A 17,616-nucleotide genomic window follows, 5' to 3' on the forward strand; every position below is an offset into this window, starting at 1 on the left:
TTAAGGTTACTTTGAGTATAAATCTGCTGCATTCATTGATCAATACAATAAATCGTATTATGATGATAGGAAAAGACTATCGTTTATGAAAGGAGGACAAATGGATACCCGGCATATTACCTATTTTATGGCTGTATATCATCATTTGCATTTTACAAAGGCTGCTGAGCAGCTAGGCATATCACAGCCTACACTTAGCCAGCAAATTCGACTGCTTGAAGCAGAAGTTGGGATGCCGCTCTTTGATCGAATCGGCAAAAAAGTCGTGGCCACCGAAGCTGGTTCGCTTCTTTATCAATATGGCATGAAAATGCTTCAAGCTGAAAGAGATGCAAAAAATGCGATGAAAGAACTATTATCAGAAAAACGAGGAACCGTTCGTCTCGCAGTACTCCCCTCCGATCTTGATTTTCAGCTGGTGCCACTTTTTGTAGAATTTAAAACACTTTACCCCGAAACCAATCTGAAGGCATATTCAAATATTTTCGTTCGTGATGAAGTCCTTTCGCATAAAGTAGATCTCGGCATCGGGCTGCGAGGGCCTGCGGATAAACGGCTCGTTCAAATTCCACTTGGAAGTGAGCCTTACGAATTATTTGTTCATTCAGAAAGTGATTTGGCCCAAAAAAGTGAAGTGACATTAAAAGAGCTGGCTCAGCATGCGTTGGTCATGTATCCAAAGGGATATCTAGGAAGGGATTTAGTAGATGACGTATGTAAAGAACAGGGTGTTGAACTGGACACTGCCATGGAGGTTGGGTCTGCATCTTCGCTATTGCAGCTGGTTGAAGCGGGAATCGGCGCAACCATTCAGCCAAGAGGATTACTAAAACAACATTCGACGTGGCCCAATATTGTTTCGATTCCTATTGCTGAGCCAGCACCTGTCCGTCACTTGGAATTAATTTATTATGCAGATCGATTTGTCAGCAAAGCACAACAGCAGCTATCTGAATGGCTGATAGACTTTTTCAAATCAAGAACAAACTAAAAAAAGTGAGGTAAACACATGAAGAATGCAAACAGCATATTTACAAGAACAAACCGGGTTGTTATTCGCCAATTTGATAGACAGGATATTGAAGCATTTTATCAATATCGAGCAAATCCTTCTATAGCAAAATTTCAATCTTGGGAAAACTACACATACGAAGATGCTGAATCATTTGTTCAACATCAAATGACACAAAAACCTAATCAACCGGGGACGTGGTTTCAATACGCAATTGCCTTATCTGACTCCAATCAGCTGATAGGAGATTGCGCCATTCATACGCTTGACAGTGAGCCAAGAATTGTTGAAATAGGTTTTACACTCGCGCCTGAATACCAAGGAATGGGCTATATTCATGAAGCTCTCAGTTCAATCTTCGAATATATTTTTATGACACTGAACAAACATAAAATCATTGCCTTTACAGATGTGCGCAACGAAAAATCCATTCGAGTGCTGGAACGTTTAGAAATGAGACGCGAAGGACATTTGCTGCAAAATTATATGTCGAAGGGGCATTGGGTCGATGAATACCAATATGCCATGCTTCAATCTGAGTGGGCCGCTAGGCGTCATTAAACATTTATTTCCTATTCAAAATTCCTAAATAAGCGCTCCACGGGCCCACATCGGCTCGATATCGTTCCGCCATGACCCGAACAATCTGGGACATATGTGTGAAGTCATGGACAACCCACGCAGAAAGTAATTCGCTCACTTGCACGACCCCAAACTCCGGATGGACGCCCTTTTTCTCTAAATCAAGGCCTGATTGTGTCATGCGTTGAATGTATGCCACATTCTCCATCCGCACATGCTGAAACTCAGATAGTGCTTGCTCTATCTGTCTTTCAGATTGGTTCAAATGAGAGTATCGGTCAAACGCAGGAAATGGTGTATTCTCTCCATCAGCAAGAATCACATTTAATCGAGGAATCCAATTGAATTTTTCTGCTTCAATCAAATGCTCAATGACTTCAATCGGATTCCACGTTCCCTCCCCTTCACTGCTGTGAAGCCAATCCTTCGATAAACCCGACAAAAGACTTTCTAACGTGTGAGGAGTTCGACTCAGCATATCCAAAGCTTCATTTAAATTGAAATTCATGTGGTTGCTCCTTTATCCATTTTCTTTATTCTAATGGATTTTGGATAGATTGTAACTCATACCTCAAGACAGATAAAGGTGCTTATGCCTTTTATTTTCTTTGACTATGGATCATTTGATCGATCAACTCAAACATTTTTTTCATGAATTAGATTAAAAAAAGCACTTTTCAGGGGCTTTTTTTGGATTCGTTCTGATTGATTAGCTCTCGTTTGCCAACATGTACGCTGCAGTTTCATGCATATCTTTCAATCCTGATCTCTGTGCGTACTCGGCCACAGTGATCGCACTTGTCGTCAGAAGTTCTATTATATGTTCATCCATTCCTGGCCAAGTTCTCCCGCCTGCTTTTTCATACGCATGGATAAGTTTTGTTAACCCTTCTTTCCCAAAGAGAAGCTGATGCGACAAAAAGTCTACAGATACATCACCAATCCCCACTTCAGACCAATCAATCACACCCGTCACACATTGATTTTCATCAATCAGAATGTGGCCAGGATGCAAATCTCCATGCTTCACTCCCACGAAAGGCGGCCATAAAGAATCTTTAGCTAGCCAATCTTGCCAGCGCTCCCATAAATCGCTGTTAATGGTGTATTGCGATTTGACACGTTCCATTCGCTGTTTCATTGATCCTCTTAATTCATGAGCACTGAGCATCTCCACACCGATTGTTTTAAAAGGCTGTTGATCTAAGGAATGTACATTCGCTAGAACTCTTCCTAATGATTCGTAATAGGCGTGCGGTACATTCGTTTGGTCAAAACTCCACACATACGATTGCTTCTCCACATCAATACTAGCCGCCGGTACCCCCTCTAATTGTTTATAAGCAATCAGACTTTCTGTAAAGATAGACCACTGAGGGACCTGAAATTGAACCTGCTTACTCATATGATCTAATGTCTTTTTTTCTTGTAAAGTATGTTTCATTGATTCAGGTCTGCGAGGCACTCTTAATATCCATTGATCACCATGAAAATCTTTGACATGTGCGACACGGAAATCAACACCTGATTCATTTATTTTGACGGTATTCTCTGAAATATCTAATCCGTGATGATTGGCTAACTGCTTTAATTCTAGTCTATTCATATTCATTCCTCCAATTGCTCATTTAATCATGATCAATAGGCATCATTAATATCATCACAAAAAACCACAAAAGGCTACTTTATGTGGTCAGAGTAAACAAAGCTAGACTTATGCCTTTCTTTGTATTATAAAAACATACAAAAAAGACAGAACAATTATCTGCCTGTCTTCTAGTGAAATTGCATACTTTCCCGCTGAAGATCATTAAAAATGTGCAGACTACCCCGTTTACTCCGTTTGATGAAAACAGAGCCTTTGAACATATAAAATTACTGATTGTTCAAAGTTTGCTGGCGTAATCTTCCTGCATGCATCATCTTTAACCATCCTCCTCTTTGTCATATAAAAGCTACTATACTTTATTTAAATATGACTTTCAATAAGATTACAAAAAGAAACCCTTTTTCAGGGGCTTTTATTCTTTCACTATCTTTTTTTCACTGGATGAATGTCTTCTCCCAAAAAAGCGGTATTAGGCTCACCACTATTTTCTAGAAACTCCGCTATTTCTTTCAGCTCTTGATTGATACGGTCATTCCTTGGCATATCCGGGTTTAACAGAAGGATGGAGTGAATCGTTGTCGCTGCTTCATTCAAAACATGTTGATCTTTTATCGGTTGGATGCATTGTTTCATACGGTCGAAAAACCATTCAATCTCTTCAATTTCTTCCATCGGATAATGTGCCATTTTAAAAAGATTCTGCTGACGAAGGTCTTGTCTCTCAAAAATTTGTTCAAGCTCTTCTTTACTGACATACAAATCCGAGGATTCCTCATCAATCTCTACTACCTCGACCATCACATCTTCAGCTGTATATAACTGCTCAATAAAATCATCGAAAGTATCCGCCAGCTTAAAATCGACTCCCATTTCTAAATCAAAATAGTGAATAGGCGGGTGTCCATTCGTTTCTCGATAATCCATTGCGATCCATGTATCTTCCTCTCCGCTGATGATCACAAGTCCCTCCGGCAGCTCCAATTCATCACTTAACTGGGAACTATTCATGATGCCATCATCTTTGGCGATTCCTCTTAGATGGTCAAATTGAACATGATCCTCAGCCCATGAATTCGGTTGTTCCGTTGGAAACGCATTACGAACTGTAAAGCCACCATTCCATTCTAAGATGAGCTTTTTATATGTATCAGGTAAAGCGACACCAAGTCTTCCCTCTGCTTCACGAATTTTTTCCTCATCTATCTTTTCTAACGTGAAAGGACTCGCTTCTTCTTTCTCCCAAAAAGGTTTCAAAGTGGATGCCTCCCTATATCTATAGAGATAAGTATAACATTGACCAACTATTCATTTGCCATTCTACTTCATAAAAAAACAGACTATTAAAGTCTGTTTTAATCTTGTCTATACGTTTTCAGAGGTTGTATTTCGATCAATGATAGTCGTATTTCGATTTGATTTTTGTTGTTCCTCCATTGTTGTATTCCTAATTGATTTTGTTTCAATGATTTTCAAAGTTTCTGCTGTTGAAACACTTAACAATACAATGGATACAATGACTAGTAATTTTTTAATAATCATACAGACACTCTCCTTTTTGAATATCATTTTGAGCTTTAAGAGCCTTATTCGGCAGCTTTTTCAAAGTCCCCCTTTTTTACAGAAGATAATCCTATAATTTGAGCAAATGCCTCGACATAGACATATAGTTGCTTTTCCTCAAAATAATCTAGCACTTCTTGAATGGTTTTCTCATTAGCATTTATATAAATCGCTTTTAAAGCTTTAAATAACATCAAACACAACGAATCATTTCTCTCTAAGGAGCACTTAAGACCATCTTCTACGAGTGGAGCGGCTTCATCATGTTGACTAGACTTATACAACGACCAACTTAAACTAAATAGGGTGATTGGTTTTATATCAATACTTCGTGGTGTAATAATGTCTAAAACTTCTCTGTAGCGTATGATTGCTTCAGTGTACTTTTGTTGTTGATCATATGTATTCGCTATGTTCAATAGAATTTTAGCAATTAACATATTATCGGCGAGCTCTTCTGCTATAGAAAAAGCTGATAATAAATGAGTAGGTCTTGATCCTCTTCTATTCGCTCTATTTCCCGTTCGACTTCAGCTTTCAAAATCTCTGTATCAGGTACACTGAATTGCCGAATCATTTTATACCATTCATTTATTTTCACACCAACATGTGAAGAAATCACTTTCTCCCATCCCTTATTCCCCTTCCAATAAATTCCTTTATATTACATTTATTATCACATACAAGAGATGACAAAGCACCGAAAAGAAACCGCAAAAAGAACAATCGAGAAACAGAACATGATTTTACACACACACATCATTTACTTAGCACTTTTACAATTTTCTCAAACAATAAAAAAAGCAAACTTGTATAAGTCTGCGGCTAATTAGAAATTTGTCATGATAAAATTATTATCGCATCTTGAGAAATATATATTTCATGATAAAATACATAAAGAAATATTAATTTCTTATACATATAACACATTTGGAGGTTATCTTTATGTCTAGTCAAGAAAGTTCATTATTATCAGCCAATGCTCAAACATCTGCAGAACTATTTAAAAAAGCATGTGAAGTAATTCCTGGTGGAGTAACAGCAAATATAAAATATTTTAGCCCTCACCCATTGATGATGGAAAAAGGAAACGGTAGTAAACTTTTTGATGTAGACGGAAATGAATACATTGATTATCTTTTATGTTATGGCGCCCTCATCTTAGGCCATGGACATCAGCAAGTCTTTAACGCTGTAACAAAGCAAATGATGGAGTCTGGGACAACTATTTTTGGTACACCTCATAAAATGGAAACAACTATGGCAGAAAAATTAGTTGAACTATATCCTGGTATTGATATGGTTCGTTATACTAATTCCGGGTTAGAGGCAACACTTTTAGCTATTCGCACTGCAGTTGCATACACAGGAAAACAAAAAATCGCAAAATTTGAAGGTCATTATCACGGTGGATATGATCAAGTACTCGTCAGTGTTAATCCTGATATAGATGAATCCGGAGATGCTACAGCTCCTAAAGCAATAGGAGAATCCCGAGGTTTACCAGATTACTATCTTGAGAACACAGTGATTTTACCTTTTAATGACTTGGAAGCATCAGAGAAAATTTTAAGAGCACATGCTCATAAGTTAGCATGTGTCATTTTAGAACCCATCCAAGGTGGATTTATTCCAGCTGATCAAGATTTTATGACAGGTCTACGTAAGATTACGGAAGAATTAGATATTGTATTAATTTTTGATGAAGTAAAAACAGGATTTAGGGTATCACTAGGTGGCGCACAAAAAGTTTATGGGATTAAACCTGATATCACTGCTTTAGGGAAGGTTCTTGGTGGAGGATTCCCCGTGGGAGCTATTGGTGGTAAGAAAGAAATCATGATGATTAGCTCTGCTATAGGAAGTCGTGATATTTTAACAGCAGGAGAAAAAAATACGGCCAAACAAACTCCTTTATATCATAGCGGGACTTACAATGGTCATCCAACTATACTTGCAGCAGGGCTGGCCACAATTAATGTGCTTGAACAAGAAGGTACAATGAAAAAACTATTTGCAAATACCGACCTATTAAGAAGTCAGCTAGAAAAATTATACCAATCACATGGTTTATCAATGCAAACGATTGGGATGGGCAGCATTTTTAATATTATACTTGGAAAAGGAGATATTAAAAACTATCGTGACATGATGAAGGCAGATACAAAATTACGAAAACGAATTGATTACGAGTTGTTACATTTAGGGGTATACACAAAACCACTTAACCGTTATTCTATGTCAGTTGTTCATACGGAAAAAGATATTCAACATACAGTTGCAGCCCATGATGAAGCAATTAAACTTGTGTTAAATAAATAAGAGGAAAGTTTATTGGAAGGAAGAGCTATATCAATGTATACTTAGAAACTGCTATAGCTCTTCTTTGGATAATTTGTTTTGTAACATAAATGCTGTATGCAAAAATAGTTTAAAGATGCGTGTATGCTCTGAAGGGTCATTTTGGACAATATATTTGGTTTATCATAAAAATCCATCACTCATCTTAATAATAAGGAGGAAACTTTAAGATGAAAGATATATATCAATACATAGCGGAACAGATGCCTAAAATGAGTAAAGCGCATGTGAAAATTGCTGAATATATTTTAGCAAACCCTAATACGGTTCCTTTTTTAACAGCAGATAAATTGGCAAAAATGACAGAGGTTAGCCATGCCACTGTGATACGGTTTGCTACTTTTTTAGGTTATAAGGGTTATCCAGAATTACAACAATTTATGCAAAATTCTGCTCAACAACAGTTAACAACTACCGAGAGATTAAAAATTTCTCAGGAAATATATCGTGATGAAGATCAAGGGGTATATGACATCTTTTTAGATGATATATCGAACATTAAATCAACCTTTGAAAGATTAGATTTAGATATGTTTAAACGTGCAGTAGACAGTCTTAAACATTCTAAAAGAGTATATATAGTTGCGAACAGAAGTGCTAAAGCCTTAGGTGTATTTTTACAATATTATTTGCAATTTTTACTAGAAGAAGTTGAACTTATTCATTCAATTGAAACAGTATCAGAACGTTTGTATGATTTAAATAAAAATGATCTGGTCATTGGTATCAGCTTTTCAAGATATACGAAAAGTACAATACAGGTTTTTGAATATGCAAGGGAAAAAGAAGCAACGACTATTGCTATAACAGATAATTTATTATCACCTCTTATTCCTTTCGCAGAAATACCATTAACAGCATCTAGTCAGATGCCAACTTTTATTGACTCTTTCGCTGCACCACTTAGTTTAATAAATGCCCTCGTTATATCAGTAGGAAAGGAAAAAGAAGGTGATTTCAATTATAAGTTAGATGCACTTGAAGAAATATGGGAAAAACTCGATGTTTTCTATAAAAAATAAATCTTACATAATAAAAATGTAAACAAATCAAAAAACATTACTTTATAAATTCGGCCTCCAAAAAACAGACCATGCAGGGTCGTTTTAAATTTGTCTATACGTTTTGAGAAATTGTATTTCTATTCAAATCCTCCATTGTTGTATTTCGCTGATGGCGAAAACACATTAGTTAATAGTAAATCAGTAAATCAGTAAATCTTGATTTTCCTCCGTTCGTTCAATTCCTTGTTCTACCTTATCTTTCAAAATCTCTGCATCAGGTACACTGAATTGCCAAATCATTTATTACTATTTCATTTTTCTCGCAAAAAGAACAATTGAGTAATCATGATTTTACACATTTCTTCTCACAACAGAAAAAGCAGACTCTGCAAAAGTCTGCCTTTTTCACCTTTTGAAAATTAAGTATACAATGACTCGTTTAACCACTCTTCACAATGTTCTATCAGCCACTTCAAATATTCCACATATTGACCGACATGAAAGCCGTCACAAACAGCATGATGTACTTGAATGGCGACTGGCAAGATGATTTTTCCTTCTTCCACCTTAAATTTGCCTAACGTAAATATCGGCAGTAAATAAGTTTCATCTGTAGATACATTAAGGTTAAAAGAAGTAAAATCAATCCAAGGCAGGCTTGAAATATTGAACATATTTTCTGGCATATGAGGTTTCGGAAATAGTTTGTTACTTTTACTATAAGTTTCAATGTCCGCTACACAGCTTTTATAAAACTGAGCAAAGTTTTCGTCATAAGGCGTCCAAATACATGAAAATGTCTTTGTTTCTTTATTTAGAATCGTATAACTAGGATTTAGAAGATCCCAGTGACCAAGTTCATCGTTCACTATATCCATCCGAAACTCCGGTATTTTTTGCACAGCCCTTGCTAACAAATAAATTTGCACAGGATATACTTTTAGATTTTTTTCTTTTAATATTGCATGCAATTTCGTGATGTCTAGATCGATCACCAGGCTATATGAGCATCGGGTTACCTTCGTATAATGATGGAAGTGTTCTTTTCTCGGATAATTTTCATCTATTTGTTTAAACATTTTTATCTCCTCCTGAATGTAATTTCTTGTATTCAGGAGGAGAATTTATCTGCTTTCACCACCACAATCATCCTTTCAAGATATATATTATGTTTCAGTCTATCACTTAGCCTACGATAAAACCTTCAGCAACTCTTCGTAAGTCATCTTGCCCAACGTGAACTTTTCTAGTGCTATATATGTTTTCTCCACTGAGGTATTCATTCTATTATGACATTCATTCACTAACTCATATTCATTTGGTAATGGTTCATGTATATGTTCTTTTTTCGAAATGCTTCATAATATCTTATACCAAATATTCTCTGAGACATCGCATTGATGTGAATTCCGTCTGGGTTAGGTGCAAGGCCTTTGGCAGTAACATAATAACAATTTTCATGATGATGTGCATATTTTTGCAGTTCCTCATTGATCAGTTGATATTCCATACATCCTGCGCCAAATGCCACTTTTCCCAAGAAATCGCCCAAACCTCCTATTACAAGCGGAATGTTAGGTACGGATAATTCAGTTCTTAGTTCATTAAATAATCTTAGTATTTTTTCATAGTATTCTTTGTATTTCCCATCTTGGCTGTCACTTTCTCCTTGATGCCATAATATCCCGACCAATTCGCTACTTTCCTTTGCAAATTTAGCTTCACTTAATGCATGACGAAATAATGCTCCATCCAGCGACCACTCATCAATGGAACTGCCACCCTCTGCACAAGGAATAAGACCAATCTTCTCTTCTTCATGATCCTTACACCAAGCCTCCGCAAAGGAAGCCGCTAGTCCTACACCAGCTACTGGTCTATCAAAATGAATGGGTTCAGTCATCATTTGCCATCTACCATTTCGCAGCATCATGATTCTTTCATTATAAATCGGAGGTACCTCATGTTTAAAGCCGCGCCCTGCCATATTTGATTGTCCAATTAGTAAAAATGACTTCATATCTTTCTCCCCTCTCTTTATGTTTCATATTTGTCTATTTTTATTGAAAGAATAGTAAACAGAAATTACTTAGTGTAAGATCCTGATGCTTCTATCAATCAGGAGGATCGACTATGGATCAATCCACTTAAACCATTTCAACAAGAAGAAATATCTCGTCCATGTTGTCATATTGGCTTATGTTAAGCTTGTGAAAAAATCAAATTGATGTATAATACAATTGATGTATGATGCATGAATTGAAGGAGGGTGACTTTTTTGAAAAGAGAAGATGCCTTAAAACTAAGAACTGATATTAAGAAAATGATTATATTAACTGGTGTTTTTGAATCTCAGAATTTGCCGAATGGATCATTTGAAAAACCTCTACCAACTTCTCAAATGATGGCGTTAGAGGAACTAGAGGTGGAAAGATTAACTGTTTGGCAACTATCTAATAAACTTAGATTAGAGACTTCAACTGTAAGTAGATTGGTAGATAAGTTAGTAAAAAAGGGGCTTGTTTATCGTGAAGTAAATGAAAAAAATAGAAGAGAACTTTTTCTGCACCTCACAGAAAAAGGTCACATTACTGTTAATCGTTTAAGAGAACAATCCCTTACATTTTATCAACGTATCCTCAATAATTTATCAGAATCAGAACAAAAAATAGTTGTGGATGGTTTTGAATTATTTATTAATTCTATTTCTAAGTCTTTTGATTAGAGTGAGGTAAATCATAACCTTTGGAGGATAAAATGAGTTTGGATTTTGAACGTCCTATTATTGAACTAAAAGAGAAATTTGATGAATTAAAGAAAATGATGAAAGAAAATAATGTAGATTTATCGTCAGAAATTCATTTATTAGAAAAACGTTTAAATAAAATACAAGATGAAATTTATTCTAATCTTACACCTTTTCAACGAGTTCAAATTGCAAGGCTACGTAACCGGCCCACGACATTGGATTATATACCTTTATTGTTTACAAACTTTTTCGAACTTCATGGTGATCGATTATATGGTGATGATCAAGCAATGATAGGTGGTATTGCAAAATTTAAAGGAATGCCCGTTACGGTTATTGGTCATCAAAGAGGTAGAAGTACAAAGGAAAATATAGAGAGAAATTTTGGAATGGCTCATCCAGAAGGATATAGAAAAGCGCTAAGACTGATGAAACAAGCTGATAAATTTAATCGCCCTATTATTACATTTATTGATACAATAGGCGCCTATCCAGGGAAAGGGTCTGAAGAACGTGGAATTTCTGAAGCGATAGCTCGAAATCTATTTGAAATGGCTACTCTTAAAGTGCCAATTGTTTGTATTGTAATTGGAGAGGCATCAAGTGGTGGAGCTCTTGGCATTAGTGTCGGTAACCATATCCATATGTTAGAGTATTCATGGTACTCGGTCATTTCGCCAGAAGGAGCAGCATCTATCCTATGGAAGGACGCTAAGTATGCTCCAGAAGCTGCTGAACATATGAAAATTTCGGCAAAAGATTTAAAACAGTTAGGAATTATTGATGAAATCATCCCTGAAATAAAAGGTGGAGCACAAAATGATATAAAATCACAGGCAAAAATGATTGAATCTGTAATCGAATCATCTCTAAAAAAATTGATACCATTATCCTCGGAAGAGCTTTTACAACAGCGATATGAAAAGTATAGACAAATAGAAAATATGTAAAGTTCATATTACATTTAGGAGAATTTTTACAAAAAATTCTAAATAATTTGTAAGTAACCTCTTAAAGTGAATATGCTGATACTATTAAAAAGTGTGAAATCAGTATGAAAAAGGATTTTCTTCCATCAATACTTTTTCTGAATGTCCTCAAATCGTCTTCATAAAAAAACAGACCATGCATGGTCTGTTTTCATTTTGCCCATATGTTTTGAGATTCTCCATCTCTCAGTCGCCGAGCCATATCTAAAGCAAAATAAGTCATGATGCCATCGCATCGGGCACGTTTAAACGACATTAATGATTCTTCAATTACAACATTTATGGATTTAATATGAAATTTGTTTATAAAAGTACATCATTGAAAATTATTTATAATGGTACTTAATGCTTTCTTTAGTACAACCTTATCATCATTTGACAAGTTTTGAAGCGCTGTCTTGTTCAGCTCAATTGTTGCTGCTTCAACTTGATCTCTAATGACTAAAGATTTTTGAGTAGCCTCTACTAAAATATTTCTTCGATTGTTTGGATCTATTGTGCGTTCAATTAAGTCAGCTTTTTGCATTTTATCTAAAATGCCAGAAACGGTTGAGGCTTCTAAATATACACGTTCTCCAATTTGTTTAGGAGATAGCTGGCCCTCTCTCCACAGACAGTTCAACACACCATATTGAGCGGGTGTCAAATCACTTTCCTCTAAAAGTTTACTAAAGTACTTGAACACTTTATTTTGACTAACACTTAGTAAAAAATTTATGCACTCTGATAATTCCATTTTATCTCCCCCACATTGACTTCACCTATAATATCATGGTAGTTTTTTAATTGAAATACTTTTGTATCAGAAATATTTTGTTGTAATATATTTTTAGAGAGGAAGATACACAATGGATTCATTTAAAGCGATTCTAGTTACAGAAAAAAATGATCAAGTTAGTTATGATCTTCAAAATGTAAGTGTTAACGATTTATCTGAAGGAGAAGTATTAATTAAAGTAGCATATTCTTCAATCAATTATAAAGATATGCTGGCTGTTCAAAAAAATGGAGGTGTTATTCGTAACTATCCTATGATTCCTGGAATTGATCTAAGTGGAACTATCGTTCATACAACAGATAATCGTTTCGTAGAGGGTCAACAAGTGATTGTCACAGGTTTCGCTATGGGCATGAGCCACACAGGAGGTTTTTCTGAATATGCTAGAGTACCTGCGGATTGGATTGTTCCTTTGCCAAATAACTTGACTTTAAAAGAAGCAATGATTTTTGGAACAGCAGGCTTTACCGCAGCTCTTTCGATCATGGCTTTACAGGAAAATGGTATGAGTACGAAAAATCAACCTAATATACTCGTTACAGGGTCAACTGGTGGAGTTGGTAGCATTGCTATACAATTATTATCTAAAATTGGGTATAAAAATATTTTTGCTTTAGTGCGTAAAGATAATCAAGTTGATATAGCAAAATCTATAGGAGCAACTGATATCATTTTTGCAAACGAGTTAGGAGAGCTAATAAAACCATTAAACAAGCAAAAATTTGACTTCGTCTTAGATACCGTAGGAGGAGATGTGGCTTCTGTGATCATTCCTCAAATTTCTTATGGTGGAAGTATGAGCATGTGCGGGAATGCAGGCGGAATTAAATTAACAACAACTGTGTTACCTTTTATTCTAAGAGGGATCAACCTTCTAGGGATCGATTCTGTAAATGTACCAATCAATAAACGCAAAGTAATTTGGAACGAGATAGCAAACGAATGGAATATCTCCCAAACGACTCTAGTCAATGAGATTACTCTCGATACTTTACCTGAAAAAATTGAAGCCATTAAAAATGGCCAACATTTAGGAAGAACCATTATTAAATATTAAGATAAACGAACTTTATTTATTTAAATTACACCAGACAAATATTGAATGTATTGATGCAGATACCCCATCCCAAACAGGTGGGGTTCATCTATTCAAAAAAGAGCGGGACATGCTAGTGCTAAAACAACCTCAGGTATTTATAGTCAAGTCACAAACAAATTATAATTTAACACTTCAGAACACTTTAATCATTTTCATCCTAAAAATACTGAGAAACAATCTGGTGGATAAAGTTCGTCCCCAATCAAAAATTTATTCGTTGTCAAAAAAACAAATAACCCTTGCTACGCAAGGGTTTCAACGATGATTACGATTGGGCTACCTCATTTATAGTTTTTTGATTGTTTAGCTCGAAGCCTTATTCTGCTTAAATTATAAGATAATAAACCGGATAAAGATTCTACCCTTTCCCTTGTATAGAGAATTGATCAAATTAATCTGATAACGTATTTAATCAGTGTGTGCGATAGCCTTGACTTCAATCAATTGCTCTGGGAAAGCCAGATATGTCACACCAATGAGACTGCCAGCTGGTCTGTGTTGACCTAAGTATTCCTTGAATAGATCTATGACCGTTTCGGAGTGTTCTTGTGGATTTGTTAGAAAAATTTCCACATATGCAATGTTGGATTTCGTGGCTCCCAATTCCACCAATACCCGATCAAGGTTCTCAAATGTTTGTAGAGTCTGAACTTCAATATCCTCTTTACCAACGAACATACCATTTTTATCGTATGAAAACTGACCTGAAATGTAAATTGTTCCTTTAACGCTATATCCTTGGGTAATACCGTGATCCCATAGATTGTGATTGTAGGTTTTAATATTAGTCATTGTTTTCTCTCCTTTATTTCAAAGTAAAGTAAGTATAAAATGAATATAAATAAAAAAATAGTACGCACTATTTAGATAGCTACTATCAGAAAGGATAGTGTCAATATGAGTATGGCTGATTATAGAAAAACGGGTAATATCCAAGAGACACCTTTTGGATATACTTTATCAGTTATAGGAGGCAAATGGAAAATGCTAATTCTGTATCTCCTTTCGGAAAATCAACCCGTTCGTTTTAATGATATGAAAAGGAGACTTGGAACGATTACCTTTAAAACATTGAGTGCACAACTTAAAGATTTGGAAGCAGATGGGATGATTATACGAAAGGAATATCCACAAGTCCCTCCCAAAGTGGAATACAGTCTTACAAATAAGGCAGAAACACTTTTACCAATTTTAGAACAGTTATGTGATTGGGGAGAGAAAAATCGAAGTAATTAAATTCTTTTTGTATAGATAATTCAAGTATTGACTATGAAGAGACAAAAGAAAAGCAGCTTTTGATAAAGCAATGGAGCGTATAGGGAACTTCTAATCTTAATGAAAAAGATAGTAATGATTAGGCCCCATCCGTCCCAATAAAAACAGACCCTGCAGGGTCTGTTTTTATTTTGCCTATACGTTTTGAAGTTGTGTTTTGATCAATTGAAACAGCAATGAAAATAGCAGATAATGTTCAAATAAAAAAAGCCCCAAAAAGGGCTTTTTTATTAATAGACTTCATGCTTAACCAAAGTAGCCGTTTTCTGCGGTTTGAAAATCATTTGAGGAATTTATATGTACAGTGGTTGGGATCCCCATTAATAAGGTAAGGCTTAATATCATAACTTTCAGGTGCTTCATTCAGCTTCCTCCTCCATCCATGTCAATTTTTTGGCCTGTGATTCCAAACCTTCATCAAAGTATTTTGATGCCAGTTTGTAATTATCCTGCTTTTTATAAAATCTTGCTGCCATAATTGACAATTCTGCGGCATCTGTCCAAAGTTTTTGATTTTTCAGTACATCAAGAGCTGCGTCGAGCTGAATTTCATCATCTGTTACATATATTAAATGTATGATATTTAACTTAGCAATATACGCATTGTCAGCTAATTCATTCGCTAACATGAGTGACTCGTTGTGTGCATTCAGCCCTTCAGCTTTTTTATCTAACTGGAAGAGTACACGCGCTAACATGTAATTTGTTCTCATATACAGTGGTTTGTGTGGCTTTTTTAATTCAACCGAAAAGACATTTTGTAAACATTCTAAAGCTTGCTGAAGCTTTCCTTGACGCTCATAACATATCCCAAGATTGAAATACCCTAGCGCTTGTGGCAAATCAACTTTAGATTCTGCTGCTAAATTAATAGCATCCTTATAGGTGGATTCAGCTTGTACAAATTGGTTTAAATCCATCTTATTTGATGCGATTACCATTAGAGTAGTAGCAACCCGACTCTCTTGTAAATCTGCTGATTTAAAGCTTTCTAAAGCTTTTTTGGCGTGGTTAATGGAGAAATGATTTTGTGCGATTTCGTAGTATGCAATTGAAAGCTGATAATTAAATTCAGCACGTTCTAAATCGTCAGGAACGTTTCGAAGTCGGGTCTCTGCAATATGATAATAGTTGATAGCGTCTGAAAAGCGCTTTTTATAAAACTCATACATGCCATTGAAGAAGAAATAATAATACTGAATCATGTCATCCGTTTTCTGCTTCTCTTCAATGTCTATTTGCTTCAATATATCTTTTGATCCCTCAAACTCCTGTGCCAACATTTTGTATCTGGAATCAATCAAGTTAAAGTATAATAAGACATTTTGATCTTCTTCCATATTTTCAAAGGCTATTACGATCTCTTTTCTCTTATTTTCAGCCTTTAGAATGTCCTGTTTCTTTATATATCCGTACCAATCACCGATCATTTTAGCAACAAATGGGCTTGCTACTTTTTCTCCCAAACAAACCTCCCCCTATCCATTCCTTTATTTTCCCTATAATTACATATATTATCATCCGTTTGAATATTCCACACCGAAAAGAAACCGCAAAAAAGAACAAAAAAAGAGAGACGAATTCGCCTCTCTGGTATGCCTTTTATTATTTGATGATACTCCAAATAAATCTTCCACTAGTATGGCCTGTTTTTTGTGCCCAAGCTTACTAAAGGAAACTTGTTTTCATAGCAATATGTTCTCCGAGATTTACTATAAGTGGATCTTTATTTTTTTCTAAAAATTTAGCAATTTGATTTAGATTTCCATTAATTTTATCGTTGATTGGCATATTGGGATTCAATAAGAGAACGTTGTTAATCGTAGAAGCTACTTCATAAAGATCATCTTCATCTCTTGTTTTTTCAATGTGATATTGCATCTTTTTAAAAAACCATTTTCAATTTCGTTCAAATCAACCATCTGGTGAATAAAGTTCGTCCCCCAATCAAAAGAAACAGAACAAATATTCGTTGCCCAAAAAACAAAAAACCCTTGCTACGCAAGGGTTTCAACGATGATTCCGACTGGGCTCGAACCAGCGACCTCTACCCTGTCAAGGTGAATGACCTCATCCGAAGCAAACAGACCTTCCCCGAAAAAGACTGATTTAATAAGGTTCTATGATGAGCCTTTCTGATAAAAAATGTGCATTTCTGAAGAAAACTGAAAGGGTTCGTCCCCAATCCGTCCCCATAAAAAAACAGACCCTTAAAGGTCTGTTTTTAATTTAATATATCTAATGAGAAACCTTTATCTGCACATAACTTTGTAGTTCAGCTCTTGCTTTAATCGTGCTGTCCATCCTCTGTCATTTTATTGGTTACACCTTGAGAAATCCCCTCGTGTAAATTATTATCACGTTTCAACTCCTTTCTCCACCACTTAATCAAATAGTGGTAACAATCATTAAGACGCTTATCAACATTTGGCCCTTCAATGATTTTGACTTCCATCTCAAATCACCTCCTGCAAGATTACGCAGCATTGACTGTCCCTATATAAAAAGAAAACGAGTTCACAAGTAGATATAAAAAAGACCTGACTGAGTTTCAGCCAGGTTCATGAAGGGGTCAATCTTATTCATATTATAACGAAA

Annotated in this window: 18 protein-coding genes and 3 pseudogenes; 8 read left to right on the forward strand and 13 right to left on the reverse strand. The window is 35.6% G+C overall.

The window, feature by feature from the left end:
• Nucleotides 1–100 precede the first annotated feature (100 nt).
• Both EV579_RS03160 and EV579_RS03165 read left to right on the forward strand, forming a co-directional pair.
• A complete protein-coding gene (locus EV579_RS03160) occupies nucleotides 101–991 on the forward strand; it encodes a LysR family transcriptional regulator (RefSeq protein WP_243837378.1) in 891 nt (296 codons plus the stop codon).
• Nucleotides 992–1,009: 18 nt separating this feature from the next.
• Nucleotides 1,010–1,573, forward strand: coding sequence for a GNAT family N-acetyltransferase (locus EV579_RS03165; RefSeq protein WP_133743929.1), 564 nt, complete (start codon nucleotides 1,010–1,012; stop codon nucleotides 1,571–1,573).
• Nucleotides 1,574–1,577: 4 nt separating this feature from the next.
• Here EV579_RS03165 and EV579_RS03170 read toward each other — a convergent pair whose 3' ends face one another.
• From EV579_RS03170 to EV579_RS19100, 6 genes and pseudogenes are all read right to left on the reverse strand, one after another.
• Entirely contained in the window at nucleotides 1,578–2,102 is a 525-nt protein-coding gene (locus EV579_RS03170) for a DinB family protein (RefSeq protein WP_133743930.1), read from the reverse strand.
• Between the two features lie 201 nt (nucleotides 2,103–2,303).
• Nucleotides 2,304–3,200 carry a macrolide 2'-phosphotransferase gene (locus EV579_RS03175; RefSeq protein WP_103132074.1) on the reverse strand — a complete coding sequence of 299 codons (897 nt, stop codon included), beginning with the start codon at nucleotides 3,198–3,200 and terminating at the stop codon, nucleotides 2,304–2,306.
• A 426-nt stretch (nucleotides 3,201–3,626) separates the two neighbouring features.
• Nucleotides 3,627–4,457, reverse strand: coding sequence for an SMI1/KNR4 family protein (locus EV579_RS03180; RefSeq protein ID WP_103132075.1), 831 nt, complete (start codon nucleotides 4,455–4,457; stop codon nucleotides 3,627–3,629).
• Between the two features lie 108 nt (nucleotides 4,458–4,565).
• Nucleotides 4,566–4,742 carry a RapH phosphatase inhibitor gene (locus EV579_RS03185; protein ID WP_103132076.1) on the reverse strand — a complete coding sequence of 59 codons (177 nt, stop codon included), beginning with the start codon at nucleotides 4,740–4,742 and terminating at the stop codon, nucleotides 4,566–4,568.
• A 44-nt stretch (nucleotides 4,743–4,786) separates the two neighbouring features.
• Nucleotides 4,787–5,203 (reverse strand): tetratricopeptide repeat protein, encoded by a 417-nt coding sequence (locus tag EV579_RS03190; RefSeq protein WP_243837379.1) that lies wholly within the window; start codon nucleotides 5,201–5,203, stop codon nucleotides 4,787–4,789.
• A gap of 29 nt (nucleotides 5,204–5,232) precedes the next feature.
• A pseudogene (locus EV579_RS19100) lies at nucleotides 5,233–5,340 on the reverse strand (response regulator aspartate phosphatase); the annotation flags it as partial.
• Between the two features lie 368 nt (nucleotides 5,341–5,708).
• Here EV579_RS19100 and EV579_RS03195 point away from each other — a divergent pair.
• A complete protein-coding gene (locus tag EV579_RS03195; RefSeq protein WP_044334615.1) occupies nucleotides 5,709–7,085 on the forward strand; it encodes an aspartate aminotransferase family protein in 1,377 nt (458 codons plus the stop codon).
• Nucleotides 7,086–7,294: 209 nt separating this feature from the next.
• Nucleotides 7,295–8,146 carry a MurR/RpiR family transcriptional regulator gene (locus tag EV579_RS03200; protein WP_133743931.1) on the forward strand — a complete coding sequence of 284 codons (852 nt, stop codon included), beginning with the start codon at nucleotides 7,295–7,297 and terminating at the stop codon, nucleotides 8,144–8,146.
• A gap of 172 nt (nucleotides 8,147–8,318) precedes the next feature.
• Here EV579_RS03200 and EV579_RS18930 read toward each other — a convergent pair.
• From EV579_RS18930 to EV579_RS03210, 3 genes and pseudogenes are all read right to left on the reverse strand, one after another.
• Nucleotides 8,319–8,428 (reverse strand): annotated as a pseudogene (locus EV579_RS18930) (hypothetical protein); the annotation flags it as partial.
• Nucleotides 8,429–8,547: 119 nt separating this feature from the next.
• Complete coding sequence (gene catA, locus EV579_RS03205; RefSeq protein WP_103132077.1) at nucleotides 8,548–9,207, reverse strand: type A chloramphenicol O-acetyltransferase; 660 nt, start codon at nucleotides 9,205–9,207, stop codon at nucleotides 8,548–8,550.
• Between the two features lie 111 nt (nucleotides 9,208–9,318).
• Nucleotides 9,319–10,148, reverse strand: a pseudogene (locus EV579_RS03210) (sialate O-acetylesterase).
• 258 nt (nucleotides 10,149–10,406) lie between these two features.
• On the opposite strand from EV579_RS03210, the gene EV579_RS03215 reads away from it, so the two are divergent.
• Together EV579_RS03215 and EV579_RS03220 are read left to right on the forward strand one after the other, a co-directional pair.
• Nucleotides 10,407–10,853, forward strand: coding sequence for a MarR family winged helix-turn-helix transcriptional regulator (locus EV579_RS03215; RefSeq protein WP_133743932.1), 447 nt, complete (start codon nucleotides 10,407–10,409; stop codon nucleotides 10,851–10,853).
• A gap of 32 nt (nucleotides 10,854–10,885) precedes the next feature.
• Nucleotides 10,886–11,827, forward strand: a complete 942-nt coding sequence (locus tag EV579_RS03220) for an acetyl-CoA carboxylase carboxyltransferase subunit alpha (RefSeq protein ID WP_133743933.1) — start codon at nucleotides 10,886–10,888, stop codon at nucleotides 11,825–11,827.
• 355 nt (nucleotides 11,828–12,182) lie between these two features.
• Here EV579_RS03220 and EV579_RS03230 read toward each other — a convergent pair whose 3' ends face one another.
• Nucleotides 12,183–12,602 (reverse strand): MarR family winged helix-turn-helix transcriptional regulator, encoded by a 420-nt coding sequence (locus EV579_RS03230; protein WP_103132079.1) that lies wholly within the window; start codon nucleotides 12,600–12,602, stop codon nucleotides 12,183–12,185.
• Between the two features lie 112 nt (nucleotides 12,603–12,714).
• Here EV579_RS03230 and EV579_RS03235 point away from each other — a divergent pair, with 112 nt between their 5' ends.
• Complete coding sequence (locus EV579_RS03235; protein WP_103132080.1) at nucleotides 12,715–13,701, forward strand: YhdH/YhfP family quinone oxidoreductase; 987 nt, start codon at nucleotides 12,715–12,717, stop codon at nucleotides 13,699–13,701.
• A gap of 450 nt (nucleotides 13,702–14,151) precedes the next feature.
• Here the strand turns inward: EV579_RS03235 and EV579_RS03240 are convergent, their stop codons facing one another.
• Nucleotides 14,152–14,535 (reverse strand): RidA family protein, encoded by a 384-nt coding sequence (locus EV579_RS03240; protein WP_044334827.1) that lies wholly within the window; start codon nucleotides 14,533–14,535, stop codon nucleotides 14,152–14,154.
• 105 nt (nucleotides 14,536–14,640) lie between these two features.
• Between EV579_RS03240 and EV579_RS03245 the strand changes: the two genes are divergently transcribed.
• Nucleotides 14,641–14,979, forward strand: a complete 339-nt coding sequence (locus EV579_RS03245) for a winged helix-turn-helix transcriptional regulator (protein ID WP_025093428.1) — start codon at nucleotides 14,641–14,643, stop codon at nucleotides 14,977–14,979.
• 398 nt (nucleotides 14,980–15,377) lie between these two features.
• Here EV579_RS03245 and EV579_RS18935 read toward each other — a convergent pair whose 3' ends face one another.
• Together EV579_RS18935 and EV579_RS18940 are read right to left on the reverse strand one after the other, a co-directional pair.
• The gene (locus EV579_RS18935) at nucleotides 15,378–16,484 is read right to left on the reverse strand and encodes a Rap family tetratricopeptide repeat protein (RefSeq protein ID WP_166644680.1); all 1,107 of its coding nucleotides are present in this window, start codon (nucleotides 16,482–16,484) and stop codon (nucleotides 15,378–15,380) included.
• An 821-nt stretch (nucleotides 16,485–17,305) separates the two neighbouring features.
• On the reverse strand, nucleotides 17,306–17,473 hold the full coding sequence (locus EV579_RS18940; protein WP_166644681.1) for a hypothetical protein: 168 nt from the start codon (nucleotides 17,471–17,473) through the stop codon (nucleotides 17,306–17,308).
• Nucleotides 17,474–17,616 lie beyond the last annotated feature (143 nt).

It is taken from the genome of Bacillus sp. BK450 (assembly GCF_004364885.1).
Classification (GTDB): domain Bacteria; phylum Bacillota; class Bacilli; order Bacillales; family Bacillaceae; genus Bacillus; species Bacillus safensis.

Coding starts and splice junctions, on each gene's coding strand:
- EV579_RS03230 (WP_103132079.1), bottom strand. CDS start 12,602: ATGGAATTATCAGAGTGCATAAATTTTTTACTAAGTGTTAGTCAAAAT.
- EV579_RS03160 (WP_243837378.1), top strand. CDS start 101: ATGGATACCCGGCATATTACCTATTTTATGGCTGTATATCATCATTTG.
- EV579_RS03175 (WP_103132074.1), bottom strand. CDS start 3,200: ATGAATAGACTAGAATTAAAGCAGTTAGCCAATCATCACGGATTAGAT.
- EV579_RS03200 (WP_133743931.1), top strand. CDS start 7,295: ATGAAAGATATATATCAATACATAGCGGAACAGATGCCTAAAATGAGT.
- EV579_RS03240 (WP_044334827.1), bottom strand. CDS start 14,535: ATGACTAATATTAAAACCTACAATCACAATCTATGGGATCACGGTATT.
- EV579_RS18940 (WP_166644681.1), bottom strand. CDS start 17,473: ATGGAAGTCAAAATCATTGAAGGGCCAAATGTTGATAAGCGTCTTAAT.
- EV579_RS03235 (WP_103132080.1), top strand. CDS start 12,715: ATGGATTCATTTAAAGCGATTCTAGTTACAGAAAAAAATGATCAAGTT.
- EV579_RS03220 (WP_133743933.1), top strand. CDS start 10,886: ATGAGTTTGGATTTTGAACGTCCTATTATTGAACTAAAAGAGAAATTT.
- EV579_RS03195 (WP_044334615.1), top strand. CDS start 5,709: ATGTCTAGTCAAGAAAGTTCATTATTATCAGCCAATGCTCAAACATCT.
- EV579_RS03165 (WP_133743929.1), top strand. CDS start 1,010: ATGAAGAATGCAAACAGCATATTTACAAGAACAAACCGGGTTGTTATT.
- EV579_RS03185 (WP_103132076.1), bottom strand. CDS start 4,742: ATGATTATTAAAAAATTACTAGTCATTGTATCCATTGTATTGTTAAGT.
- EV579_RS03190 (WP_243837379.1), bottom strand. CDS start 5,203: ATGTTAATTGCTAAAATTCTATTGAACATAGCGAATACATATGATCAA.
- EV579_RS03245 (WP_025093428.1), top strand. CDS start 14,641: ATGAGTATGGCTGATTATAGAAAAACGGGTAATATCCAAGAGACACCT.
- catA (WP_103132077.1), bottom strand. CDS start 9,207: ATGTTTAAACAAATAGATGAAAATTATCCGAGAAAAGAACACTTCCAT.
- EV579_RS03170 (WP_133743930.1), bottom strand. CDS start 2,102: ATGAATTTCAATTTAAATGAAGCTTTGGATATGCTGAGTCGAACTCCT.